Below are 23,402 nucleotides of genomic sequence, written 5' to 3' on the forward strand. Positions count from 1 at the left end.
TGATGAGCGGTCGAGTCCGCCCCGGAGTCGAGGCGGTCGAAGGCAAGGCCGAGTACGGCGGGAGAGGGCCCCGCTCGCCGGGAGCGAGCGGGGCCCCAGACGCGGTGGCCGGCGTCCGGTCAGCTCGCGAGGACGGTCTCGAAGCCCTGGTTGCCGTTCCACGAGCCGCTACGCTTCCACGCCGACCACTCGCCCGTGGTGCAGCTTTCGACGTGGACGCGGAGCCAGAGGACGGACGGCCGGAGGTGGTTCCCACGTTTATGCCTACCGATCAACGGGGAGGCCGCGCTGGGCTGGCACTGACCTTTGCAGGCCCTCATAACGTTCCGCTGAGACGATAGGGTCACGACGGGGTTTCCTGCCTCAGCATCTGCGATGGATGGTCGCCACGTCGGGGACCGTATAGGTGGAGCACAACGTGCGGCACCGAGGCTCCTTACCGTCGATCGAGTCAAGAGTCAGCGTTTGTCGCGGTCGCGTGTGATGGCCCAAGTTCCGAAGACGATGATGAAAGCGAAGACCGTCAAACTCCAGCCGAAGGCCAGCAGAAGCCAAATGCGATCGTGTAGTTTGATTGACCCGTTGATGACGAACTGGGGCGAGCCGAAGGCGAAGGCGATGACAGCGGCGAAGACAGTGACTAGTTCCATCGCCCGTACAACGTTCTTGTTGGCGGACTTGCGTAGTTCGGCAAGGGCAGCCTTACTTGCCTCTTGCTGACGCTCGTGCTCAAGCGTCCAAGTTGCCCGCTGGATGCCATCGACGATCAGGCCACGTTCACGGATGTACTGCTCTTGAAGGAGTTTGTGGCTGCCGCGGTTGCCGGTCGCCGGCAGTAACCGTAGCGCAGTGTCAATGCTGTCCAATGCTGCTCGGTGCTCATCAGATAGACGTTGCCCGGTGGCGAGCCTGAAATAGAAGATGTGGTCGCCCGGGTAGAGTTCGACAGCCACTTTGGCGCGGTCGCCCAGCAAAGCTCCCTGTTCCGGAAACGGGACCGCAGCCCAGAGGGCGTTGAGGCAGACATCGACGACATGACGCGTCCGGGCTGGGTGGTTCCATGCGCGGTCGAATAGTTCGATGGCGTGTTCGGTGGTAGCGTTTCGGCTGCCGAAAGCGGCAAATGCTTCCAGAGCGACAAAGATTGGCTCGTCGCGCCGCAGACCTGCTGTCAGCGCCAGTGATGATGATTCCAAGAATATGCGAAGTTCTTCGAACGAGAAATCGGCGCGTAGTTTTCCTGCATGATAAAGTGCGGCGAAGAAGATGACATCTGCGGCGCCTGCGCTCTGCTCGATGAGCTGGGCGGTTGCGTCACTCAACTCGTCGCGAGACTCGAGTGTGTCACGTGTGATGAAGGAATAGCCGAGCGCCCATCTCTCTGCAATCTCCCCTCGGTGTTCGATAGCCGTACGTTGGTGCAGCCATCGAGCGCACTTGGCCGCGGTGGTGACCGTCGGCGCCGCGAGGAACCGGAGGCGCCAGTATCGGTCAGCGCAGATCAGGAACGGATCCCGCCCAAAGTCGGCGGACTCAACGCTGAAGTTCGGTTCGATGCCCTGTTCCAGCAGTTCGCTGGCGACCCGCTCGCAGACGCGATCTAGTTCTCGGGAGTCCGTCGTGGTGAGGCGGCGGAGTTCGGCGTAGATCTCGTCCATGGGCTCCTCCTGTACTTCGGTCCTCAATTCAGATATCACAGGACAACGCCGCGCACGTAGCACTAATGCAATCATGCAGGTCAACGTGTTGACGGCCGCCACAGTCCCTATGCGAGCACGCTTTTCTTAGAGTGAGAGTCGCTTCTAGCCTAGACTCATCCGCATGGAGTTGGCTGATCCAGGTCGATGGTCCGGCCGAAGAGGTACTTGAGGCGTTATAGCCCAGCGTGCGCAGGGCCGACCGAGAGATCAAGGAGCCAGGGAGGAGGGGGCAGTAGGCGCTGGCGCCGGTTATGTCGCCGTGCTGTATCTGGTGGCCTCTGGGGGGAGCGGCATTGATCAGACGTCGTGGATGGAGCCTGGAGGTTGCGTTAGCCGAGCCGGGCCGCGTTCTGCGGGAACCGTCCGTTGTCGTGGGGCGGCTGGTGGTGGCTCAGGGTTTTCTGGCGACGCCGCCGTAGGCGTCGACGGTGTCTGGGGGCATGGGGGAGAGGTCTGGGCGCCAGTGTGGTACGGGCACGACGCCGGGGTCGATGAGGTCCAGGCCGGTGAAGAAGCCGCGGAGTTGGTTGGGGTTGCGGAGCCGGTAGGGGTCGGCGCCGGTGTCGTCGTAGCCTTGCTGAGCGTCGAGGAATGCCTGGTCGGTGGCGGTGCCGTCGTAGAGGGCCAGGAAGCTGCCGGACGGGAGGGCGTTCACCAGTGTGGTGATGGTGGCGGTGGCGGTGGCGTCGTCGGGGATGTGGCCGATGACGCCCATCAGCATCAGCGCGATCGGCTGGGCGAAGTCCAAGTGCTGGCGGGCGCCGGCGAGGATCTGCTCGGGCTGGCGCAGGTCGGCGTCGAGGTAGTGGGCGGCGCCTTCGGGGGTGCTGGTCAGCAGCGCGCGGGCGTGGACCAGCACCAGCGGGTCGTTGTCGACGTAGACGATCCGTGCGTCGGGGGCGGCGCGCTGGGCGACCTGGTGGGTGTTGTTCTCGGTGGGCAGCCCGGTTCCGATGTCCAGGAACTGGCGGACGCCTTGGTCGGCGGCCAGGTAGGTCACGGCGCGTCCGATGAAGTCGCGGCTGGCGCGGGCCAGGGCGGTGATGCCGGGGAAGGTGCGGGCGTATTCATCGCCGGCCTGCTGGTCGACGGGGAAGTTGTCCTTTCCGCCGAGCCAGTAGTTCCAGATCCGTGCCGAGTGCGGGACGCTGGTATCGATTCCGCCATCGGGGTCATCGTCGGTTTCGGGCCAGAACTGTCGGCTTTCGCTGTCCATCGGTGAACCCCCGGGCCTGTGCGCTGCTTGTCCCTTCTGGCCATGACAGCAGACCTGGCGCGGCATTGCACGGGGCGGGGCGGGTCATGGCTGGAGGCGGTCAAGCATGTTCAGCAGCAGGCTGACGCTGTCGTGCGGTTCCATCGCCTTGAGGGCCAGCTGGTGAAAGCGCAGCGAGAGGTAGTGGATGGTCTCGGCGTCCTCGACGTAGTGGCCGTAGTCGTGGTGCTCGAGATAGACGATGTCGCCCAGCCCTGGCTCGGGGAACCGCATCAGCGTGATCGGCCCGGCCAGCACGACGCGCTCGGCGTCGGCGCTGCGGACCAGTTGCACGGTGACGTACTGGTAGGCGGCCATGGAGATCAGGTGCTTGAGCTGCTCGCGCAGCACCTCCGGCGGGGCCGCGCTGCGGGCCAGGGCCCGCTGGTCGATGATGGCCCAGTAGCGCGGGGCGTCGCGTCGGTGCAGCATCTGCTGCCGGAGCCGACGCAGCGCGATCCGCTGCTCCAGCTCGTCGGCCGACATGCCGGGCAGATCCTGGGCGAGCACGTGCCGGGCGTAGCCGGGCGTCTGCAGCAGGCCCGGGACACGGCGCGGCGCGTAGACCCGGATCAGCGACAGCTCGGGCTCCAAGGTGAGGTACGGCGCGAACCACCTGGGCACCACCGCGTGGTAGTCCTGCCACCACACCTCGGTGTCGTCCAGGCGAGCGCGGGCGAGCAGCCGGCGCGCGGCGTCGCGAGGGTCGTCGCCGCTGGCGGAGCCGCCGCCGTTCAAGGGGCCCAGTCTGGAGGCAATCGGCGCGGGGGAGAGCAGATCGGTGCCACACCCGGACGTTTCGTCGGATCGGCTGGCTTCCGGTCCGGACCACCACGCGTCCGCGTGTGTCCGCGCGGGAGTCCCCGGCGGCCCAGGGCGCGGCGACTCAGGCCCGGAGCGCTCGGGCTGTGAATGCTCGGCGTGCGTGCGGGCGGGTTCAGGATGGGACGGTGGAGCAGCGGCCGGTGGCGGGGCAGCGGCTGCTGCCGGGCTGGCGGCTTCGGGCGGCTCGGATGAGCGGAAGGCACGCTGGAGCTCCTCACGGGAGGTCATGGCCGCGGTGTCGATACCGCGCTGCTCGGCGATGTAGTGGATCACCGCCCACAGGCTCGCCACCAGCTCCCAGCGCAGCCTGCTCTTGTGAAGACCTCTCATGACATCGTTGGCCGTCGTACGCGGCACCGGCTCGACCCGCACGCCATACACCGTCCGCCCCGCCAATTCGGCCGAAATGCTCCCAATGTAGTTATATGTCGGATTATCGGCCTTAATGCGATCGCGGTTCAGCAACGCAACCGTTCTGGAGTACTGCGCCGCACGATCATCCTTCACCATGCCCGCATCCGATCGTTATCAAGCCGCCTGCCCGTCGCCGCCGCCGACCATAGCGGCAGGCCAACAGCGGAAAGCAGGTCACATGACACATAACAGTCGACTCAGTCGGACCTCACTCAACACGCTGCGGCGCAGCGGTTTCAAGCGAATGTCAGATTGGCGCGGATTCCCGGACGCTTCCCGGATACCAAACGGTATATCCGAGTAACGTCCGGGAAGCGGCGTTTAGGTCGCATGGTCCCGCCCGCAGCCGTCAGGGTGATCTCACGTCCGTGCAGCCCAAGACCTGCCTCTTCGAGCATGTGCGGGCGCCTCTCGACCCTCTCGCGAAAGGAACCTCGATGCTCCCGTGCGCCGCATCCCCGCTTCACCGCCTCATCACCAGCTCCGGCCCCGGTCCGGCCGCGGCAGGTTCGAACCAGATCGGCGCAGGTGCCACCTGCCTGGACGACGCGCGAGCTGCACTGTCGCTGATCACGATGTGGTCGATCCAGACCGGCAAGGCTCTGCCCGCGGTACCGATCGAGAAGCTCACCGCCCGCCAACTCGAGGACTTCTGGGCTGATGAGTCCATGCTCGACTGACGCCGTACCCGGCACCTGCCACTGGCCGATCAGCGGCGCGGCTGGCCATCAGCCTGGGCCAGGCGCTTCCCTCCGTTCCTCCGAGCAGCCAAGCGAGCGAAACCATGCACACCACCCTCATCGGCGTCGACATCCCCCAGTTCGGCGATCAGCGGCGCGACGCCGACGCCCAGCGGCTCCTGCGCAAGCACCTGTACGAGCACCTACAGGAGGCCTTCCAGATGTCCCGGCTGCCCTGGGAGGCCTGCCACGTCGAGGACCGCGGCGATGGCGCGCTGATCATCGCCCCGGCCGACACACGCCCCACCGATGCCATGGACCCGCTCGCCCACCACCTCACCGCCCTGCTGCGCCGCTCCAACCGGCTCACCAACGACCTCGGCCGGCTCCGGCTCCGTGTTGCTGTCCACACCGGCGAAGTACAGCAAGACCAGCACGGAGTTCTGGGTCATCCACTAACGCACCTGTTCCGGCTCCTAGAAGCCCCTGCCTTCAAACAGCACCTGCAGCAGGTCGATGACGCCGACGTGGCGATGCTGGTATCCCACGAGCTCTACCGGCACGCCGCCGCAACCGGGCTGATCAACCCCGACGCCTACCGCCCCATCAACGTCCGGCGCAAAGAGACCCGCACCTGCGGATACCTCTGGCTTCCACCGACCTACAGGCGTTGATCCGCGGCCTTCCGGACCGATGAGACGCAACGAATCCTTCCGCTCATCGGATCAGTCACAGAAAGGCGTCCAGCCTGCCGTCCGGGTCCAGTCCGAGTCCTGCAGATTGGCCAGGCGCCTCATGACGAACGCGGCCCGGCGGGCGGCGCCAGCGGCGAAGAGTGACCCCCGAAACACCGCGGATCCCCGACGAAGTTCAGCCATCTTCGCCGGGATCTGGGCGCTACGGTGGCGCATCGATACCGTCGCCCGAGAGATCGCCGAGGGCCTCAGCAGGAAGGTCGCCGCCAGCATCCCCAGGCTCGTCGGTGTGTGGGACCCGCAGCCGCTGCCGGACTCGCCCCGGCCACCTGCGCCGGCGCCTCGCTCACCTGGATCTGCGGCCCTGGAGAGCGGCCAGCGCCGGTACGGCCGGGCACACCGCGAGCACAACCCCGGTCACCGCGGCGGCCACGGTTCCACCAAAGCGTTGGTTCACACACCCCCATCACTGTATGACAGTATTGAATAACACTGAGTAAATAGCATATCGGCTTGGGATCGCAGAGTTCTCAGCCGTTCGACGACCGGCCTAGCCCTCAACGTGTCGCTGGGCCTGTTCGATGCGGGCGCTGGCGGGGGTCGGTGGGGCGGCAAGCCGACACGGGCGGCCCGCTGGCGGCAGGAGTACTAGCTGTAGGGCACGTGCAGCTGCTGCGTGATCTTTGTGGCGATCGTAGCCGGTGGGGGTTCTGGTGGCGGTCGCGGGAGCCGCTGCGGTCTGCCACGTGCGCCCATTGGTGCAGCGTGGTGAGGGTGAGGTCCCATTGTGGCGGGGTCGGTGGCACGGTGACGGTCTGGCCGGGCGGGGTCAGGCGGCGAAGCCGGCGGGTTCGGTGGGCCAGTCGGGTAGTTGGGCCCATCCGGTCTCACGGATGCGCAGGGCCAGCTCGGCGGCCTGGTCGTCGCCGGTGTCGCTGGAGGCTTCGTTGTCGAGCACCGCGTCGACCTGCAGCCACTCGCTGACCAGCAGTATCACCGGGCGCGGTTGCTCCGGGGATGCGTTCATAGCGACGTTCCATATCGGGGTTCCTGCCCGGAGTTCTCCCGTCGCCGCGTCCTTCGGGCGGAGCGACGGCGCACCGATCGGGCGCGGTCGTTGGCTGGCGCCTCGGGCAGCCCGGGGTTAGACCTGGACGTAGAAGGGGTCGTTGTCGATGACGCGGTTCTGTTTGTAGAAGCCGGTGATGAATCCTGCTTGGCGGTTTTGCTGGTCGGCGGGGACGAAGGCCCAGCCGTGGTAGAGGGCGGGCAGGGCGTTGCCGCCTTCCTTGGTGGAGGCGAAGGGGTACTCGTCGCAGGACTTGCCGGCCGGGCGGGGGCCGGTGACGCGGATGCTGCAGGCTTCCTCGCGGTTTTGGTCCTGCTCGGCCGGGTCGGATTCGCGGTGCAGCGCCTGGGCTGGATGGCCGGGCACGCCGTAGCCGCCGCGGGCCTGGATGCCGCGGATGTTGGTGGCGATGTCGGGCAGCTGGGTCATCGTCGTCATGGTCGGGATGTAGGCGGGGTTGACGCAGCCGGCCAGTAGGCGCTCGAACTCGTCGTCGCAGCGGACTCGGAGCTGCAGGACGCCGCGCCCGGGCTGGGTCGTGTCGGCTTCGGGGATGCGCGGGGTGATGGTGACGGTCAGCTGGGGTTCGTGGTGGGAGGTGGTGGTGTCGGTGTAGGAGAAGGTGCCGCTGTAGCCGGCGCCGGCGGCCATCGAGCCCGACAGGGAGCTGTTGGTGGCGCAGGGGTGGTCGCAGTCGGCCTCGAAGTCGGCGCCCGACCCTGCGGGCAGGTTCGAGGACTGGACCTGGATGGTTAGCTTCACGGTGAACGCCGCGGAGTTGGCCTTGGTGGTCAGCTCCAGCGTGGAGCGGTAGTCGGCCTCTCCCTGCGGGGCGCCGTCGACCAGCCACAGCACCCGACCGGTGCGGGTCTCGCAGTCGGTGAACCGCGTCATCGCCGGACACGCCGCGGTGGCCTGCGCATGGCCTCGGGCCGGGGCGGGCGGGTCCCACACGGCCTTGGCTTGGCGGGTGTGCCCACCGAAGCCGGCCGCCCGCTCGGGGCTGGGTGGTGGTGAAGTGCTGCGCAGGCGAGCGGAGGTCACGTCGGCGGCAGCTGGCGCGGCGGGGCGGGACGGGGCCGCTGAGGCTGTGGGAGCAAGCACGCCGAGCGTCAGCGTGACCAGCCCGGGCAGCACGATCGTCCGGCGTGCCCGCTCGAACCTTGCGGGCAGGAAGTGGTGCATCGAACCTCTCCAGGGGGTGATGGAATCGGCGGGATGGGCGCACTGTCGGGCTCGGGGTCAGGTGCAGCCGGCGGCGGTGAGGCGCTGGTCGAGTTCGCGGCGCAGCCGGGTGTACTCGGTGTTGTCCAGGGCCCGGTTGGGGATGGTGAGCCGGATGGTCTGCGCGGTGTGGGCGGCGGTGTCGATGGCGACGTCGGTGAAGTACAGGTCGGGTGCCAGCGCGGTGGCGTCGGGGTAGCTGACGCGGATGCGGTAGTGCGTGATGCGGCCGCCGGGGGCTTGCAGGCACTTCTTGGCGCCGGACTCCATCCGCTCGTAGATGCCGCGGTTCACGCTGGCCCACTGCGGGACCAGGTCGTAGCGCTCGTCGACGCCGTGCAGCGTCGCCGCGATGAGGTGGCCGCCGTCGTAGCCGGCGGTGGGGCCCATGTGCCCGACCGCGCGCTGGCAGGGGCCGCGGTCGGCGACGCCGGCGGTCAGGTCGTCGGCTTCGGCGCGCAGCGGGCGGCCCTGGGCGTCGGTGGTGTAGGTGGCGCCGTTAGCGTGGTAGGTCGCGTTGGCGCCGATGTGTTCGGCGCACGGCACCTGGTCGACGTCCCGCTCCGAGAGGCGCGCCGTGACCGAGGTGGAACGGGTCGGCGCCGGGGCGGCGAAGGCGGCGTGGGCGGGGACGGTGGTCAGGGCGGCTGCGAGCGAGGCCGCGGTGAGCGCGGCGAGGGGCCGGAGACGGGCCACGGGCGGGGGGTTCCTTCCAGGAGCCGGCTGAGGTGGGACGGCCGGGCGGACGTGATCGCAGCCAGAACAACACACACGGCAATCACTTGACACTGTGCGTGGTCGAAAGAGGGGGGTGGCGCGGAAAGGAGGAGGTCGGCTGCCTGGCGGGTATTGCGGCGATCGAGCGAGGCCTCGGGTAGGCGGAACGAGGCCCTGCAGCGAGGCCCTTTGCCGGACAACCTCGCGATCCTTATATGTCCCTTATGATCATTCGGTGCTGCTTGGTCTCTCTCGCCTCTCCGCCGGTGTGGCGATGTTTGCCGTGGTCGTCAGTGCTTGCGGCGCGGTGGAAGGCAAGGAGGATGACCGGGCGGGTAAGGATGCGCCGGACCCGAGGACGGCAGCGGACGGTACTGAACGTCTGAAGCGGGCGTTGTTGCCGATGCCGCCGGCGCAGGCAGACGACCCGCTCCGGTATGGGCCGGTAGCAGGGCCCTATTCCGCGGTTGTCGCGCAACTGACCGACGGGCGAGCGTGGCCGACCGACGGACGTTGCGTCAAGTTGATGTCGGTTCCGGGGCGGATCGAAGAACTTGGTGGTGAGGGCCGTTTGGCGCCTGCTGCCCTGGCCATGTGGACCGACCGAGCGCGAGGCATCCTCGTGCAGGAGACGATCCTTCGGTTGTCCGGTACGGCGACCCGGCGGTTGGTCTCGGCTGAGGTGCCAGGGGCCTGCCGCAGCTATTCCTACAGCCTCGAGGGAAGGCGCTACCGGCGCACCCTGAAGAGCGACCTTGTCCGACAGCGTGGTGACGCCTCGGAGCGGATCCAGCTCATTGAGGACCAGGACGGCAAGGGGACTACCCGTGCTTGCACGCTCATCCACCAGCGAGGCGAATACGCGCTCCTGTTGTCCGTTTCGCAGGCCAGAGCGTCCTTCCTGAGTACCGTCTGCCTCGATGTGATCAAGGAAGCCGGCGCTCGCGCTGCAGCCGCCCTCAGGCAATGAGCTCGTTGTTCACCTCAGCCACTGCGCATGGAGGCCACCGTGGCGAGGGCTTTGGTCCTCGTCAGGCTCTTGCCTACCGGCGCTGGGTGAGTTCGGAAGTCGCGACGTTTGGGAGGGCCGTCAACCCCCAGACGTGCTGGACGTCGCCCACCTCGACCTCCCCGAAGACAGGGGTGAGCGGTCCAGAATGGGTGACCGGTGCCTGCCCGAGGATCTGGGCACCGGTCTGTTTGAACGCATCAATGTGGATCAGGCCATGTCGCAGGACGATTCTGCCGGTGACGTCCTGCACGGTCGGGGGCCTCGACCCGCACCAGTCGACAACACCTGCTCCGAGAAAGGCCCGACTGCCAGGGCCGCTGCGGACCAGTTCCGTCACCTGGACGCAGCCGTACAGTCCGTCGAGCAGCAGCTCAACAGTCCAAAAGTCACCGATTTCGAGGTCGCGAGACGTCTCCGGCGTGAAGGGGAAGTTACGGCTGCTCACGCCGTGATCATGCCACTCCGGTCGCATCGGCATCCCACTCGCGGGCGCGTTCGGTGGCGGCGCCGAGCTGCTCGCGCACGGCTGCGGCGTCCGCGCGTGCCTCGTCCAGCGCGCGGCGCAGCTCGGCCTCGGCGGCCGCCGCGCTCGACCTCCAGCTCGGTGACGGCGGCGTCCGCGCGCGCCCGCTGCCGGTGGGCTTCGGTGGCTGCGGTGTCGCGGGCCTGCTCGACGGCGGTCAGCCGGCGGCGGGTGTCGTCCAGGTCCCGGGCGGCGGTGTCGGCGCGCGCGGTGGTCGCGGCGTGCGCGTCGCGTTCGGCGCCCAGCTCGGCGCACGCGGTCTCGCGGTCGCGTTCGGCGGTTCGCAGCGCCTCGCGCAGGGATCACGAACCCGCGTTGTAGCTGGTCGGGCTAGGGATAAAAGGGCACCAGAGCGTTCGGTGCGGGCGTCGCCCGTAGTCAGACCGATCTGGCGCGCCACTCCGCTGGGACGCGCGTCTGGCGGTCGGCCTCGCCTTTGGCCGGCTGGGAGGGCTCCGGCGGCTACATCACTGCGCGGTTGGCCGTTGTGCGGTGGCGTTGATCAGTGCACAGACGGCTGTGTCGATGTGGGTGGGGGTGCTCCAGCGGCCGAGCGAGCGTCGGATGGCGCCGAGGGTCGGGGCAGGGCGGCCGGTCAGTCGTCGCGGCGAGCCGGCAGCCACAGCGCGAGCACCCCCACGACGGCCAGGGCGGCGGCGGTCAGCGCGAACGCCTGCCCGTACTGGCTGGTCAGCACGGCTCCACCCACCTCGGCGCGAGTGTCGGCGTGGGTGCCGCCGGTGGTGACCGCCACCAGGGCCGCCAGGCCGAGCGCGCCGCCGACCTGTTTGGCGGTGTTCATGAGCCCGGATGCCGCGCCGGCGTCGGCGCGGTCGACGCCTGCGGTGACGGTGCTGGTGAGCGGGGTGTTGAACAGGGCGCCGCCCACCGACAGCAGCACCGCCGGACCGGCCACACCGGTCCAGTAGGTGTCGGCGGCGCCGGCGCGGCTCTGCCAGGCGAATCCGGCGGCGGCGACCCACACCCCCGCCGTGATCAGCACACGGCTGTGAACGCGCCGCATCAGCCACGGCGTGACCCGCAGCCCGACCGCCAAGGTCAGCACGGTGTGCGGCAGGAACCCCAGCCCGGTCGCCAGCGCGCCCAGGTGCAGCACGTTCTGCATGTACAGGGTCAGGAAGTACCACATCGGCACCTGGAACGCCGCCCCGGCCAGCAGCATCACCACATTTCCCAGCCAGATCGCTCGCAGCCGCAGCAGCCCCGGCGGCAGCAGCGGCCGCGCAGCCACGCGCGCCTCGACCACAGCGAAGCCGGCCAGCGCCGCCGCCCCCACCGCCCACGCCGCGGCCGTCACCGCCGCCGCCCGGCCCTCGCCCGGCGCCACCGCGTAGGTCACCGCGGCCAGACCACCGGTGGCCAGCACCGCGCCCGGCACATCCAGCCCGCCCGCTCGGCTGCCTGACCGGCCATTCGCCTGGCCGTGCGCCCGGGTGGGTGCCGCCCCCGCCCGCGTCTCGTGCCCGGTGAGCGGCACCGCCCCGGTCAGCAGCCCGGCCAGCGCCGCGACCCCGATCGGGACGTTCACCAGCAGGATCGACCGCCAGGTCGCGTATTCGGTGAGCGCTCCGCCGACCAGGTTCCCGGCCGCGCCGCCGGCCAGGCTGACCGCCGTCCAGACCGCCAGCGCCCGAGTCCGCGCCGCCCCCTCGGGGAACGTCGCCGTCAGCACCGTCAAGGTGACCGGGGCCAGCACCGCCGCGCCCAGCCCCTGCACCGCCCGCGCGGCGATCAGCACGCCCGCCCCGCCGGCCAGCCCCCCGGCCAGGCTCGCTGCGGTGAACAGCGCCAGGCCCGCGGCGAGCACCCGCCGATGCCCGTACAGGTCCGCCAGCCGCCCGCCCAGCAGCAAGAACCCGCCGAACGTCAGCGCATACGCGGTCGCGACCCACGGCAGACCCCCCGCCGTGAACCCCAAGGCGCGTTGGATCGACGGCAACGCCACGTTCACCACCGACACATCGAGCACCACCATGAACTGCGCCGCGCACACCAGCGCCAGCACCACCTGCGACCTGGCGCCGACCGCCGTCGGCCGCGCCCGCGTCCGGCGCTCACCGGTTCCCGTATCGGCATCCGGACGGCTTGCGCCGTGCCGCGACTCGGCCATGGCCACCTCCAACCCAGCAAAACAATGTGATCACATTGCTTTGATAGGCTTCGACCGTAGGCGACCACGCCGGACCCGGTCAAACCGATCCGGTCACATTGGGAAAGCGGTCATGGCAGACGAGGAGGTTCGATGGCTCAGCGGACGCGCGGGCCCGGAGCGCACCACGACCAGCGCGTCACCCAGATCGCCGACGCAGTCCTGGCCGTCGTCGCCGACGACGGCCTGGCCGCGGTCTCCCAGACCCGCGTCGCCGCCGCCGCAGGGGTGTCGGCCGGGCGTGTGCAGCACTACTTCCCCACCAAACAGCAGCTCCTGGAAGCCGCGTTCGACCGCGCCAACGCGCTTTCGGCCGCCCGCATCGCCGCCAAGACACCCGACGGCGCCGGGCCCCGCGAGCAGCTGACCATCGTGCTCACCGAACTGATCCCCTACGACGCACCCACCCGCACGCACATGCGGGTCCGCCAGTCATTCACCGCACTGGCCCTCACCGACACCGCCATCGCCGCCCGGCTGCACGCCGATTACAGCCGCCTCCACCGCCAACTCGCCGAGCTCCTGGAACGCGACGGCGTCCCCGACCCGGGCCCGGCCGCCATCGCGCTGGTCGCACTCGCCGAAGGCCTGGCCTACTACGTCCTCACCGGCCTGTGCCCGGCCGGCACCGCCCGCGACCGCGTCCTGACCGCGATCGCCCACACCTGCTCCCGCCCTCCGCAGGCCGCCGCGGCAGCACCGCCACCCTGACCAACACCCCGATGGCCCCGCGCGATTGGGCGCCGGTGGAGGCCCTCGCTCAGCTCTGCGGTGAGAACAGCACCCGCGGTTCCAGGTCGAGCCGGGTGGTCGGGGCCTGGTCGGGCGGGGTGAGGTTGAGAGTCCAGTTCCCGAACCAGCGGCTGGTGTGGGTGATGTAGGGCGACACGGTGGCCAGGTCGTCGGTGTCGACGGGGTGGCCCTCGGCGGCCAGGGCGTTGGCGGCGTCGGTGATGTCGCAGGCGTTGGAGTGGATGACGCAGTTGGCGATCAGCTCGTTGAACTTCACCACCTTCTCCTGGTGGTCGGGGTCGTTGTGGCCGATGAGCTTGCCGCCGAACATCAGCCAGTCGGCGAAGCCGTGGAAGGCCTCGGTGCGGTTGGTGATCGCGGTGATCTGCTCGCGCAGCGCGGGCTCGGACAGGCCGGTGGCGTCCCCGGCCCTCGGAATCCCGGGCGTCATCGCAGTTGGAGGAAGACTGCGTAGGCGGCCCCGGCAGGCACCGCCGCGGCGATGCAGAGCAGGCAAAGGCGCAGCGTGGTGGTCCACGTAGTGACCGCTCCGGCGACAAGCGCGATGACAAGCAAGGCTATGGCCACTGCTGCATCAGATTTGGTTCGTGCGGGCTGGTAGGACATCGAACCTCCCTAGCTGGCCATGGGCCTCCGGCTGGTCTTAGGAGGAGCCTGCGGAGTTATCCCGTTCGGATGCATCGATCCGGAAGATGCCTCATGCTGTAGATGAGTTCCGAATGGAACCGAACGACTTGCAGACGGGACCAGGGCATGATGGCAGCCTCGGGCAAGGAACCACAGGTCACTGGTCCAGAACAGATCGAGACTCTGGCTGACTTCTATAGTCTGCTGCGGCTGCTATTTGACCGCAGCGGATGGAGCTACCAGCGCGCCGCCGATCAGTGCGAATTGGCGCCCGCAACGATCCACAGTTGGGTCGGCGGGGAGGTTCCTGTCGGCCTACCTCAACGCGAGCCGTTGATCCGATTCCTCCGAGCCTGTGGCCAGGATGTGCCGCCGTGGCTGGATGCCTATGCCCGGGTCAGACGGTTGGGGAGGGGCGAGCCCACCCCCTCATGTCAGCGGCAGGGAGAACTCGCTCCCACAGTGGAACAGTTGGACGCCCGGGAGCTTGCTTTCCGTGCCTGTGCTGAAGATCTTGTCAGGCGCGCGCTCGAATTCGGCTGGAGCGAAGGCAACCGCGGCGCGAGTGGGCCACCACACGCCTGGATCGACTGGGGCACGCACCCTCCCGCGCTGTGTTGGTCGAACGAGAAGACGGAATCGAGTCTCGCTAACGCGATTCACGGCATCGGGCTCACACCAGGCGAAGCGGACGTCGAGGTACTTCGTCTTCTCCGCCGGGCGCATGGAGGTACCACGGATGATAAGCATGGCTGTGATTGAAGCCCGCGCTCCGGACTCCTGTTAGTACCACCCTGTCCGATGACGAGGCCACCGTCCTGCTCGCCGCGATCGGCGTCGGCCGCTGGCCACCCGAAATCGACTGGAACGAGCTCCGCGCCGACCCGCGCTACCAAGCTGCGGTCGCCGCGCTGAAGGAGGCCGGAGTCCTCTAGGGGGCAGCCGGAATACGCCAGAAAGGGATCACGGAGCCACGTTGTAGCTGGTCGGACCGGGGATATAGCCGAAACAAGGTCCGCAACAGTCTTACGGAACACCTCGACCTGCGGCTCAATCCGCGTTGGGTGGTGTTCCGTTGGGGGATCCCCATACGGAACACCTACTCCAAGATCATTTCGGCTGCGTACGGCCGTCCGCATGGCCTACCGCTAACTCCTGCCAGCATCGCGGGCCAAGAAGCGATCGACGGGTTCCTCACCGGAGTGTCCAAGCCCAACACCGCCTGGTCCTGCGCCACGGCGCTGCGCGCTCTGGCCCGGAGGTTCAGCTCCTATACTCCGGTGAGCTCATTGGAGGGGGGAGTGGCGGCCGACCGGGCCGAACGAGTGGTGGCCGAGCCTGCCCGGCTGGTTCAACGACAACGCTGACAAGTAACAGGTTGAGCCCCTATGAGTTTCGCCGCCTAATACGTGGGGCGGTGTGACGAGACAAGAACCTGGGGCAGGTCACTAGCGACTGCCTGAACGACGGGAGGCGGGCGGACCCCCGCCCCCGCCATGCCGTGCGGCTCAGAGGCCAGGCCCTGTCACCGAGAGGATGAGTAGTCATGACATATACGACTCTGCGCTCTACGCACACCGATCAGGGTGTGCTGAGCGTGGTGATGGACGCGCCGCCGATGAACCTGATCGGCCCCGAGCTCGTCCGCGACCTGGTGGACCTGGTCGGCGAGCTGGGAACGGGCCAGGACATCCGGGTCGTGGCCTCCCGTGGACGGCGCGAAGGCCCCGCTCGACCGTCTCATCGTTCTCTCCGACCGGTGCGACATAGTCGAGCACCGCGCGAGCCGCTTCTTCCCCGAGCGTGCGTGTGATCACCCACGTGGCGAGGTACTGGGATGCCAGGCACCCGCCCGCCGTCGCGATGTTCCCTTCGGCGTGGAAGGGCGCGTCCAGCACCTTGACACCGCTGGCCTCGACGAACGGCCGGCTGGTCCTGTCGGTGCAGGCGGGTGTGCTGTTCAGCAACCCCAGACGGGCCAGCACCAGCGCCCCGGAACACTGTGAACCGATCAGCTGCCGCCCGGGGTCGAGCGGCAGCATGGACAGCAGTCGGTCGTCGGCGACCACGTCACGGGTCTTCACTCCGCTCCCGATGAGCACGACCTCGGCCTCGGTCACGAACTCGATCGGCCGTTGCCCGGTCACCGGGACGCCGTTCATCGACGTGACGACCGGCGTCGGCGTGGTGATGAAGGCTTCCAGCCCGTCGGCCCGGCACCGGTTGATCAGCGCCGAGGCAATGAAGCTGTCCAACTCGTTGAACCCGTCGAAGGTGACCACCGCTACTCGCATGACGACTTCCCTGAATGAGATCAGACGACAGCATCCTGATGTACTCGCCATCATCGCGTGCCTCGACCACGAGGTCGTCCAGCGCCCACCCCTGAGTCGAGGATCATGAAGCGTTCCCTGCTTCGACGACGGCTTCGTCGGGGACTTGGCGGTGGTCATCACGCGCCTCCGGTGGTCACGGCTGCGAAGGCCTCTCACGCGTCAGGTACTGCACCAGGTCGACCCACTCGCCGGGCTTGACCTTGAAGGCCAGCTCCCCGAGCCTCGCCCGGCGAGGCCAGTCCTCGGCCATCACCGCCTTGACCCGGTCCAGGACCGCCCGCACGTGCGTCTCGTCGTAGGGGTGTCCAGGCCAGGTACCGCGCCCGGGTGGCGTCATCGGTCATCGTGGAGCTCCTCGTCTGGATGAGTCGGGTCGAGCCCGGCTGCGGCGGCCGCGGCCGGGGCGAGGGTCCACCGCTCGGTCATGCCGAGTTCCGGGGCGATGTACCCGGCGGTGTCGATGTCGGCGCGGGTCACGGTGACGGGCCGCGCGGACCCGTCGGCGGCGCCGCGGCGCAGCGCCGGGCACACCGCGGCCGCCAGCGCCGCGCACCGGTCGTGCTGCGGTGCGGGAGTCCGCGCGCTCCCGGACGCGTCGACCACCAGCACCGCGTAGAACGGCGCCTGGGTCCCGCAGGTCTGGCAGAGCCACTGCTGCTGCGCGCGGGCCAGGCGGGCGCCCGGGGTGACCCACGGCCCCGCGAGCGCACCGTGGCGGGGGTCGCGGTGCAGCGGGCGGGGCCACCCGGCGGGGCACAGGTCGGTGGCGCCGGCGGCGACGGCCCGGTCCAGCGCCCGCCCGATCGGGACGGGCGCGGCCAGGGCGCTGCACCGCCAGTTCCCGCAGCACAGCTGCCCGGTGGCCGGGGCCAGCAGCCGCGGCTCACCACAGTCCGAGCACGGCAGGTCCGCGCACGGCAAGTCCGGCCTGACCGCGACCGTGCGCGCGTCGGCCGGCGCGTCCGCGGTGGTCGGGTCCAGGGGTGTCATGGCGGGTCCCATCGTCGTCGCGCGCTGGGTGCGCATGCGGGTCACTCGGCTCCGGCGGCGCGTTCGAGGGCCTGCGCGCGGTTCTCGGCGGCGCGGGCGCGTTCGGTGGCGGCGCCGAGCTGCTCGCGCACGTCCGCGGCGTCCGCGCGCGTCCTCCAGCGCGCGGCGCAGCTCGGCCTCGGCGGCTGCGCGGACGCCGCGCTCGACCTCCAGCTCGGTGACGGCGGCATCCGCGCGCGCCCGCTGCCGGTCGGTTTCGGCGCGCGCGGCCGCGGCGTCGGCCGCCGCGGTGTCGCGTGTCTGCTCGGCGGCGGTCAGCCGGCGGCGGGTGTCGTCCAGTTCCCGGGCGGTGGTGTCGGCGCGGGCGGTGGTCGCGGCGTGCGCGTCGCGTTCGGCGGCCAGCTCGGCGCGCGGGGTGTCGCGGTCGTGTTCGGCGGTCTGCAGCGCCTCGCGCAGCCGCGCGTTCTGCTGCTGGGCGTCGGTGAGCTGGCTGGCGACCTCGGCGTAGGCGGCCTTGGCGTCGGCGTAGGCCTCGCGGGTGTGCTGCTGGCGGCGCTCGGCCGCCGCGGCGTTGTCCTCGGCGGTCCGGCGGGCCTGCTCGGCGCGGCCGGTCTCCTTGCGCGCCTCGTCAGCGTCCGCGCGAGCCTCGTCGGCGGTGAGACGCGCGGCCGCTCGAGCTAACACGCGGACATTCTGGGCGTGGGTCTTGGTGAGTCAGTAGGTGTTTGCCCTGGTCAGGGGAAGGCGTGCCCGGCAGGATTCGGACCTGCGACCGTCGGTTTAGAAGACCGATGGACGCAGTGCAGAGCTGCTGGCGGCCAAGTCACCATGCCTCTCGTATGAGGGGCCCTTGGCACCTGATGTCCGGCAGGTCGCGTGAGAGGGCATCCACTTGCCTGGAAGTGGCGACAGCGATGTGCCAAGTTCAGTAGGCGGCACCCTCGGTCTCGCGGGTGCTCGTAGTCGCCGAACTCGACTCGTCGAGGTAGACGCCCTTCCGCGGCGTGCCCTTCACCACGGTTAGCCACGTGCGCTCTGCATCTGGATCTCGTGGGGCACGTTGCCTCATTTGACCGGTCAAATCAAAAAACGTGCATGCGTGGCCCGATGCTTGCGGGGCAGCGCTTTGGTCAGGAGTAGATTTTGCGGTTGCCGCCGATCGGGCGTCAACCGGTGCCGGCGGTGGTCACCGCTGATGTCAACTGGAATGCCTGGCAGTCATGGCTGTCAGGAGACTGTGTACTCCTCGCGCCGTTGAGGAGGCAAGACGTCCGCGTTTACGTCATAGTGAAAGTTCCTACTTCTGTTCTGTCAAGGGTTCTTCGGCTAGCGTTCGCCGCATGACAGCAAGAAGCCGACACCGCGCAGAGGAGTCGACCGCCGATGCGGCGGTGCGGGCAGCGGGTGACGTGAGGCTCCGAGCAGCGATCTACGCGCGAGTGTCGAAGGACATGCGCAACGGCAGGTCTGTGGCTCAGCAGGAGACGGAGGGCCGCGCGCACGTCGCGCGTGAGTCGTGGGACCTGGTGGGTGTCTGGGTCGACAATGACCGGGGAGCCTCCCAATGGTCCAAGGGGAAACGGGAGCACTGGGAAGATCTGAAAGATCAGGTCGCGGCGGGCGAGGTCGATGTCCTTGTGGTGTGGGAGCCGTCGCGGCTGACCCGTGATCGGCTGGTGTGGGCGACGCTCGCTGCGATCTGCGAGCGGGAAGGCGTGAAGATCGCGGCGTCGGGTCGTCTATACGACCTGTCCGACCCGGACGATGCCTTCCAGCTCGACCTGTACTTCGCGCTGGCGACCCGCGAGGTCGGAGTCACTCGCAAGCGAGTCATGCGCGACACCAAGGCCCAGGCCGAGAAGGGGCACCCGCACGGTGGGATCGCCTACGGCTACTACCGGCTGTACGACGAGACGACCGGCAACCTGATCAAGCAGGTGCCCGACTATCGTCGCCGACTGAACGTGTGGGGCGTGAACTTCGTGCTGTGGCTGGCGGTCGTGGGCCACCCCGATCAGTGGTGTACGCCCCTTGGGCGGTGGGCGTTGGGCTACCGGGTCTGGGATGCGGCAGGCACAGCCATGCCCCAGAGGAAGCGCAGGCCGCCATGGTGGGCTCTCGGCCCCCTCTTCACGCCCGACAATCACCGGATCGAGTGGTACACCAGAGCCGACATCGTCACCGATGTGGTGGTGCCCCGTTCCCTCGCCGGCGATCCTGAGTTCGCGATCTGCCGGGAGCTCACCGAACGGGGGATTCTGACCTCTGCGCTGTCGGGTTGGGAGCCGGTAACCCTGCGGTATCTCCTGGCGAATCCGACCTACGCCGGGTACCGGAGATATCGAGGGCAGCTGTACCCGGCCAAGTGGGCCCCGCTGGTCACGCTGGAGGACCACCAGGCGCTGGCAGGCAAGTACGGGCGGGGGACCTGGGAGGGGAAGAAGCCGTCGGCGGTGAGCCGTGAGCACACGGTCAAGTACCTGCTCAGCGGCCTGCTCACGTGCGGAGTGTGCGAAGGTCCATGCAACACCGCGTGGACCGGCACAGGCGAGCGCCGGCGCCGCTACTACACGTGCATCGGCAGAGGCAGACTTCCCGGCCGCAGCCACTGCACCGCGCGTCCCTTGGCGGAGATCGACCTGTACGTCACCGAGCTGGTCATCGAGTGGCTGTCGTCGCCTGAGGCTGCCGAGGTCATGATGGTGGATACACGGTCTGCGGTGGACCTGCGCAACCTCATGGACCGGCAAGAGGACCTGACTACCCGGCTGGATCAGCTGTACGAGAACGCCGGCTTGAACGGGATGTCCGACGAGCTGCTCGCAGCGACCGAACGGAACCTGAAGGCGCAACTCGACTCGATCTCTGACCAGATCAAGGCTGGGCAGCGCTACCCAGTGTTGCGCGACCTGGTGAAGCCTGACCGGGCTGATGTGGAGGCTGCCTGGGATCGGCTCGCCGACAACCTGCCGCGTCGTCGTGAGGTCATCAGGACCCTTTTCACACGACTGGAGCTCCAAAAGGTGGGGCGCGGCCGGCGCTATATACCGATCGAAGACAGCATCAAGGTCACGTGGCGGGAGTTCGACAAGGCGGCCTGATGACGTGGCGAGGCCCCGGCGCGCTCGTGGCGGCCGGGGCCTACTTCTGCGGTCCGTTACATGGGGCGCCGTTAACTCTGTTGAGCTTTGCGTCCGCTGGTTGCGGCAGCGTCATATCCGTCCACGAAGCCGGCCTGGTAGGCCGGCTCGGCGTGCCGTGGTGGGCGCTCGATCGCCTTGAGCAGTAGCACTGTGGCGGTGATGCTGGCCCACGCGAGCATCGGGAGCCGAACTCGCTCAGGCAGGCCCGGGAGCGCGATCCACACGGCCATGGCGGCGGCTCCGGTGCCGAGGATGAGAAGTTTTCGCAACCCTGTCTCCCAAATACGTCCTCCGACATCGCCCTACCCCCGGCTGGTTCATGAAGAGGACGCCTGCCTGCCCGCGATTGGATACCTGCCGGTTCGTACGTGATTCAACCGAAACATTACGGACGCGTAATGCGACATTAAAGTCACGTGACGTAATTAGTGATGGCGCGTCAAGGGCCTGTCAACGATCGGAGCCGCGGATGCCGAGCTGCCGGCGGGCCGCTGATGACTCCGCGATGGGCAGCATGACCTTGGCCATCGCCGCCTGCGGCTCCCGCTGGATCCAATCGTGCAGCGCTTCAAGGGATTCCTCCGGGTGGGCGCGCACCCACTGCAACGCGAGGTTCCGGGAGCTGACGGGTGGCTGTATGCCCCCCAGCTCCTCCGGGCGAAAGAAGCCGATCAACACGGCAAGCTGGGGCGCCGGCGTCTCCATGACGTCGGCCAGCATCCGCAACGTTGCCCAGTCGTCGGGCATCCGGACTCCGCGCCGCCAGAACCCGATCGTGCTGTTGTTGATGCCGATCTCGCCCTGGAGGTCGACGTTGGACATGCCGCGCGCGGTCATCTCCCCCTCCAGCCACTCTCCGAAGCGCCGAGCGGCCTCGACCTTGGCCTCCTCTCGGCGCCGGCGGGCCTCCAGCATGCGATCTCGATCGGACATCTGCTCCACCCTCTGAGGTCTCAGTCCGCGCTGATGCAGACGGTATCGCCTTAGTACAGCGTTGGAACGCCCTGGATGCTAGCGCCGCTGCAGAACGCGGGCGGTTTTCGCTGCTCGAAACGGCACGTCTTACCTACGCGCCACGACTCCCTGTCTGCCTCTGCGCAGAGTGCCGACGGCGAACGTCTCTCTGATCTTGCGCAAAAGCGGAGCGCTGTTCTAGCCTCTGTCCACACGCAGAGAAGAACGGGGGGTGTTAGTGGAATTGACCCCGGAGCAGCGGCGGGATCGGGCACGGCAGGCAGTACAGGTCTCGTGGCAGAAGACCGAGGATCCGGCCGCCCGCACGGAACCCGCCCGAGCCGCGGCCCTCAAGCGGTTCGAGAACCAGGTCGACCCTGACCGGGTTCTGCCCGAGGACGAGCGCCTCCGCCGGGCGAACGAGGCCAAGCGGCAGTTCTACAAGAGGCTGGGCAAGCTTTCCGCCGCCGCCCGGCGGGCTCGCCGTGAGGCCACCAGGGCGGCTCTGTGAGCACCCTCGCCGAACTGCGCGCCTCGGTGCCCGCCGAGAAGCGTGCGGCGATCCGGCAGGCCGCGCACCGCGAGGTCGCCGAGAACGCGCCTGCGCCCACCCCGCAACACATAGCCCGGCTCGCCCCGCTCTTTGCCGGCGAGGCCAGGCACATCATCGCTCGGCACGCCCAGATCGAGCCGGAGCACACAACAGCGGCTTAACGGCGAACGGCCCCCAGACCGCGAATCCGGGGGCCGTCCCAGGCCGTGACCCGCAGACAGGAGACAACGGGTCGTGAAGAAGAGTATGCAGCAGCCGACAGCCAACCCGAAGCGCGCACGATCAAGGAAGCGCCCGCGGGCGGCGGCGGCCCCTCTCAGCGCTACCTACAAGCGCCTGGCCGACCATCGCGAACCGCTCCCCGATGACGTCATCGCGCGGTGCGCCGCCACTGCCTCCTCCCGTGGGACGTGGACCTACTGAGATGCCGCGGATCGAGTATGTGCCCCGCCAGTTCTCCACGGACCGAATGGCGATCATCCGCCGCGCGAACGAGATCTGCGCCGACTACGCCAACCAGGGCTACGACCTCACGTTGAGGCAGCTCTACTACCAGTTCGTCTCCCGCGACTGGATCCCGAACAAGCAGTCCGAGTACAAGCGGCTCGGCGAGATCGTCTCCGACGCCCGCCTGGCTGGCCTGATCGACTGGCATTACATCGTCGACCGCACCCGCAACCTGCGGGGGCTCGCGCACTGGGACGGCCCCAGGCAGATCATCGACGCGGTCGCCGCGCAGTACCTCACCGACCGCTGGGCCGACCAGCCCAACAGGGTCGAAGTGTGGATCGAGAAGGACGCCCTGGTCGGCGTGATCCAGAGGGTCTGCAACCGCAACGACATCCCCTACTTCTCCTGCCGCGGCTACACCAGCCAGTCGGAGCTGTGGAGCGCGGCCCGCCGGCTGTCCCGCTACGCCGACGCCGGACAGGCCACCGTGGTGATTCACCTGGGCGACCACGATCCCAGCGGGATCGACATGTCTCGCGACATCGCCGACCGGCTCGCCCTCTTCGGCGCCGAGGCCACCGAGGTTCGACGGATCGCGCTGAACCGCGACCAGGTGGACCAGTACCGGCCGCCGCCGAACCCGGCGAAGTTGACGGACTCACGCGCCCGCGGCTACATCCGCGAGCACGGCTGGTCGAGTTGGGAGTTGGACGCGCTGGACCCTGCCACGTTGAGCGGCCTGATCGAGGACGAGATCAGTACGTGGCGTGACGACCGGCTATGGAGTGCGGCGACCGAGCGGATGGAGCGGGAGAAGGCAGTCCTGGGGCTGGTGTCGCAGCGGTGGGATGAGGTCCGGGCGTTGGTCGGTGGGGAGTGACCTCGCGGCGGGGGTCACAGCCCCTGTCGCGCCTCCTCCTCGGTGAGGATGCCGGCAGCGACCATCGCCTCCAGGATGGGCCGGCCGTAGCCGTCGGCGAAGGCGCGGACCGACTCGACGCGCGGCTTCGCTCCCTGCGGCCACTTGTTCAGGGAGGACTGGTCGCGGCCGATCTTGCGGGCGATCTCCGACTGATTGTCGGTGCCGGCAGTCCGGACCACGTACTCCCACCATGTCCTGTCGGTCATGCGCCAAGTGTATGGCCATACCCATACCTGCTCGAAGCGGCTCGGGCGGGCGGAGTTATGGGAGCACCCATAAAACCCCTTGTGCTCTATGGGTGCTCCCATTATGGTTATGGCCATACCCATAGACATGCAGGTCAAGGCATGTCCCCACTCTGGAACTGAGGTAGCAACCTTGTCTCAACCC

At 68.5% G+C, this 23,402-nt stretch carries 24 protein-coding genes; 9 read left to right on the plus strand and 15 right to left on the minus strand.

Annotated elements, in window-relative coordinates:
* Positions 1-458: 458 nt before the first annotated feature.
* The 3 genes from ABT299_RS11565 to ABT299_RS11575 form a co-directional block, all read right to left on the minus strand.
* A complete protein-coding gene (locus ABT299_RS11565; protein WP_500250614.1) occupies positions 459-1,658 on the minus strand; it encodes a hypothetical protein in 1,200 nt (399 codons plus the stop codon).
* 433 nt (positions 1,659-2,091) lie between these two features.
* Complete coding sequence (locus ABT299_RS11570) at positions 2,092-2,916, minus strand: SAM-dependent methyltransferase (RefSeq protein WP_500250615.1); 825 nt, start codon at positions 2,914-2,916, stop codon at positions 2,092-2,094.
* 84 nt (positions 2,917-3,000) lie between these two features.
* On the minus strand, positions 3,001-3,693 hold the full coding sequence (locus tag ABT299_RS11575; RefSeq protein ID WP_500250616.1) for a DUF5753 domain-containing protein: 693 nt from the start codon (positions 3,691-3,693) through the stop codon (positions 3,001-3,003).
* An 869-nt stretch (positions 3,694-4,562) separates the two neighbouring features.
* Between ABT299_RS11575 and ABT299_RS11580 the strand changes: the two genes are divergently transcribed.
* Positions 4,563-4,874 carry a hypothetical protein gene (locus ABT299_RS11580; protein WP_500250617.1) on the plus strand — a complete coding sequence of 104 codons (312 nt, stop codon included), beginning with the start codon at positions 4,563-4,565 and terminating at the stop codon, positions 4,872-4,874.
* A 104-nt stretch (positions 4,875-4,978) separates the two neighbouring features.
* Complete coding sequence (locus tag ABT299_RS11585; protein ID WP_500250618.1) at positions 4,979-5,548, plus strand: hypothetical protein; 570 nt, start codon at positions 4,979-4,981, stop codon at positions 5,546-5,548.
* A gap of 850 nt (positions 5,549-6,398) precedes the next feature.
* Here ABT299_RS11585 and ABT299_RS11590 read toward each other — a convergent pair.
* The 3 genes from ABT299_RS11590 to ABT299_RS11600 form a co-directional block, all read right to left on the minus strand.
* Positions 6,399-6,596 (minus strand): hypothetical protein, encoded by a 198-nt coding sequence (locus tag ABT299_RS11590; RefSeq protein ID WP_500250619.1) that lies wholly within the window; start codon positions 6,594-6,596, stop codon positions 6,399-6,401.
* 117 nt (positions 6,597-6,713) lie between these two features.
* Positions 6,714-7,823: a NucA/NucB deoxyribonuclease domain-containing protein gene (locus tag ABT299_RS11595; RefSeq protein WP_500250620.1), complete on the minus strand. Its 1,110-nt coding sequence runs from the start codon at positions 7,821-7,823 to the stop codon at positions 6,714-6,716.
* Between the two features lie 57 nt (positions 7,824-7,880).
* A complete protein-coding gene (locus ABT299_RS11600) occupies positions 7,881-8,558 on the minus strand; it encodes a DNA/RNA non-specific endonuclease (RefSeq protein ID WP_500250621.1) in 678 nt (225 codons plus the stop codon).
* 256 nt (positions 8,559-8,814) lie between these two features.
* Here ABT299_RS11600 and ABT299_RS11605 point away from each other — a divergent pair, with 256 nt between their 5' ends.
* On the plus strand, positions 8,815-9,549 hold the full coding sequence (locus ABT299_RS11605) for a hypothetical protein (protein ID WP_500250622.1): 735 nt from the start codon (positions 8,815-8,817) through the stop codon (positions 9,547-9,549).
* A gap of 73 nt (positions 9,550-9,622) precedes the next feature.
* Here ABT299_RS11605 and ABT299_RS11610 read toward each other — a convergent pair whose 3' ends face one another.
* Together ABT299_RS11610 and ABT299_RS11615 are read right to left on the minus strand one after the other, a co-directional pair.
* A complete protein-coding gene (locus ABT299_RS11610) occupies positions 9,623-10,036 on the minus strand; it encodes a hypothetical protein (RefSeq protein ID WP_500250623.1) in 414 nt (137 codons plus the stop codon).
* A gap of 673 nt (positions 10,037-10,709) precedes the next feature.
* A complete protein-coding gene (locus tag ABT299_RS11615) occupies positions 10,710-12,245 on the minus strand; it encodes an MFS transporter (protein WP_500250624.1) in 1,536 nt (511 codons plus the stop codon).
* A 132-nt stretch (positions 12,246-12,377) separates the two neighbouring features.
* Between ABT299_RS11615 and ABT299_RS11620 the strand changes: the two genes are divergently transcribed.
* Positions 12,378-12,995: a TetR/AcrR family transcriptional regulator gene (locus ABT299_RS11620; protein WP_500250625.1), complete on the plus strand. Its 618-nt coding sequence runs from the start codon at positions 12,378-12,380 to the stop codon at positions 12,993-12,995.
* A 49-nt stretch (positions 12,996-13,044) separates the two neighbouring features.
* On the opposite strand, the gene ABT299_RS11625 is transcribed toward ABT299_RS11620, so the two are convergent.
* Entirely contained in the window at positions 13,045-13,467 is a 423-nt protein-coding gene (locus ABT299_RS11625) for a Tn3 family transposase (protein WP_500250626.1), read from the minus strand.
* Entirely contained in the window at positions 13,464-13,643 is a 180-nt protein-coding gene (locus tag ABT299_RS11630) for a hypothetical protein (RefSeq protein ID WP_500250627.1), read from the minus strand. The genes ABT299_RS11625 and ABT299_RS11630 overlap by 4 nt, the downstream gene beginning before the upstream one ends.
* A 779-nt stretch (positions 13,644-14,422) precedes the next feature.
* Between ABT299_RS11630 and ABT299_RS11635 the strand changes: the two genes are divergently transcribed.
* Positions 14,423-14,599, plus strand: coding sequence for a hypothetical protein (locus ABT299_RS11635; protein WP_500250628.1), 177 nt, complete (start codon positions 14,423-14,425; stop codon positions 14,597-14,599).
* Between the two features lie 633 nt (positions 14,600-15,232).
* Here the strand turns inward: ABT299_RS11635 and ABT299_RS11640 are convergent.
* The 3 genes from ABT299_RS11640 to ABT299_RS11650 form a co-directional block, all read right to left on the minus strand.
* Positions 15,233-15,958, minus strand: coding sequence for a DJ-1/PfpI family protein (locus ABT299_RS11640; protein ID WP_500250629.1), 726 nt, complete (start codon positions 15,956-15,958; stop codon positions 15,233-15,235).
* 175 nt (positions 15,959-16,133) lie between these two features.
* The gene (locus tag ABT299_RS11645) at positions 16,134-16,337 is read right to left on the minus strand and encodes a hypothetical protein (protein ID WP_500250630.1); all 204 of its coding nucleotides are present in this window, start codon (positions 16,335-16,337) and stop codon (positions 16,134-16,136) included.
* Positions 16,334-17,674: a hypothetical protein gene (locus tag ABT299_RS11650; protein WP_500250631.1), complete on the minus strand. Its 1,341-nt coding sequence runs from the start codon at positions 17,672-17,674 to the stop codon at positions 16,334-16,336. The genes ABT299_RS11645 and ABT299_RS11650 overlap by 4 nt, the downstream gene beginning before the upstream one ends.
* A gap of 656 nt (positions 17,675-18,330) precedes the next feature.
* Here ABT299_RS11650 and ABT299_RS11655 point away from each other — a divergent pair.
* A complete protein-coding gene (locus ABT299_RS11655) occupies positions 18,331-20,091 on the plus strand; it encodes a recombinase family protein (RefSeq protein WP_500250632.1) in 1,761 nt (586 codons plus the stop codon).
* Positions 20,092-20,583: 492 nt separating this feature from the next.
* Here the strand turns inward: ABT299_RS11655 and ABT299_RS11660 are convergent, their stop codons facing one another.
* A complete protein-coding gene (locus ABT299_RS11660; protein ID WP_500250633.1) occupies positions 20,584-21,066 on the minus strand; it encodes a helix-turn-helix domain-containing protein in 483 nt (160 codons plus the stop codon).
* Between the two features lie 259 nt (positions 21,067-21,325).
* On the opposite strand from ABT299_RS11660, the gene ABT299_RS11665 reads away from it, so the two are divergent.
* The 3 genes from ABT299_RS11665 (at position 21,326) to ABT299_RS11675 (ending at position 22,970) form a co-directional block, all read left to right on the plus strand.
* On the plus strand, positions 21,326-21,598 hold the full coding sequence (locus ABT299_RS11665; RefSeq protein WP_208244482.1) for a hypothetical protein: 273 nt from the start codon (positions 21,326-21,328) through the stop codon (positions 21,596-21,598).
* Positions 21,595-21,801, plus strand: coding sequence for a hypothetical protein (locus ABT299_RS11670; RefSeq protein WP_208244483.1), 207 nt, complete (start codon positions 21,595-21,597; stop codon positions 21,799-21,801). The genes ABT299_RS11665 and ABT299_RS11670 overlap by 4 nt, the downstream gene beginning before the upstream one ends.
* Before the next feature lie 263 nt (positions 21,802-22,064).
* Positions 22,065-22,970 (plus strand): hypothetical protein, encoded by a 906-nt coding sequence (locus tag ABT299_RS11675; protein ID WP_500250634.1) that lies wholly within the window; start codon positions 22,065-22,067, stop codon positions 22,968-22,970.
* Between the two features lie 14 nt (positions 22,971-22,984).
* Here ABT299_RS11675 and ABT299_RS11680 read toward each other — a convergent pair whose 3' ends face one another.
* On the minus strand, positions 22,985-23,218 hold the full coding sequence (locus tag ABT299_RS11680; RefSeq protein WP_208244485.1) for a helix-turn-helix domain-containing protein: 234 nt from the start codon (positions 23,216-23,218) through the stop codon (positions 22,985-22,987).
* Positions 23,219-23,402 lie beyond the last annotated feature (184 nt).

It is taken from the genome of Spirillospora sp. NPDC000708 (genome assembly GCF_040299565.1).
In the GTDB taxonomy this organism is placed as follows: domain Bacteria; phylum Actinomycetota; class Actinomycetes; order Streptosporangiales; family Streptosporangiaceae; genus Spirillospora.

Bases quoted from the DNA above. Each gene is read 5' to 3' on its own strand.
- ABT299_RS11645 (WP_500250630.1), bottom strand. From the start codon at position 16,337: ATGACGCCACCCGGGCGCGGTACCTGGCCTGGACACCCCTACGACGAG.
- ABT299_RS11565 (WP_500250614.1), bottom strand. From the start codon at position 1,658: ATGGACGAGATCTACGCCGAACTCCGCCGCCTCACCACGACGGACTCC.
- ABT299_RS11615 (WP_500250624.1), bottom strand. From the start codon at position 12,245: ATGGCCGAGTCGCGGCACGGCGCAAGCCGTCCGGATGCCGATACGGGA.
- ABT299_RS11630 (WP_500250627.1), bottom strand. From the start codon at position 13,643: ATGTCCTACCAGCCCGCACGAACCAAATCTGATGCAGCAGTGGCCATA.
- ABT299_RS11675 (WP_500250634.1), top strand. From the start codon at position 22,065: ATGCCGCGGATCGAGTATGTGCCCCGCCAGTTCTCCACGGACCGAATG.
- ABT299_RS11660 (WP_500250633.1), bottom strand. From the start codon at position 21,066: ATGTCCGATCGAGATCGCATGCTGGAGGCCCGCCGGCGCCGAGAGGAG.
- ABT299_RS11595 (WP_500250620.1), bottom strand. From the start codon at position 7,823: ATGCACCACTTCCTGCCCGCAAGGTTCGAGCGGGCACGCCGGACGATC.
- ABT299_RS11585 (WP_500250618.1), top strand. From the start codon at position 4,979: ATGCACACCACCCTCATCGGCGTCGACATCCCCCAGTTCGGCGATCAG.
- ABT299_RS11625 (WP_500250626.1), bottom strand. From the start codon at position 13,467: ATGACGCCCGGGATTCCGAGGGCCGGGGACGCCACCGGCCTGTCCGAG.
- ABT299_RS11590 (WP_500250619.1), bottom strand. From the start codon at position 6,596: ATGAACGCATCCCCGGAGCAACCGCGCCCGGTGATACTGCTGGTCAGC.
- ABT299_RS11680 (WP_208244485.1), bottom strand. From the start codon at position 23,218: ATGACCGACAGGACATGGTGGGAGTACGTGGTCCGGACTGCCGGCACC.
- ABT299_RS11620 (WP_500250625.1), top strand. From the start codon at position 12,378: ATGGCTCAGCGGACGCGCGGGCCCGGAGCGCACCACGACCAGCGCGTC.
- ABT299_RS11640 (WP_500250629.1), bottom strand. From the start codon at position 15,958: ATGCGAGTAGCGGTGGTCACCTTCGACGGGTTCAACGAGTTGGACAGC.
- ABT299_RS11570 (WP_500250615.1), bottom strand. From the start codon at position 2,916: ATGGACAGCGAAAGCCGACAGTTCTGGCCCGAAACCGACGATGACCCC.
- ABT299_RS11655 (WP_500250632.1), top strand. From the start codon at position 18,331: ATGACAGCAAGAAGCCGACACCGCGCAGAGGAGTCGACCGCCGATGCG.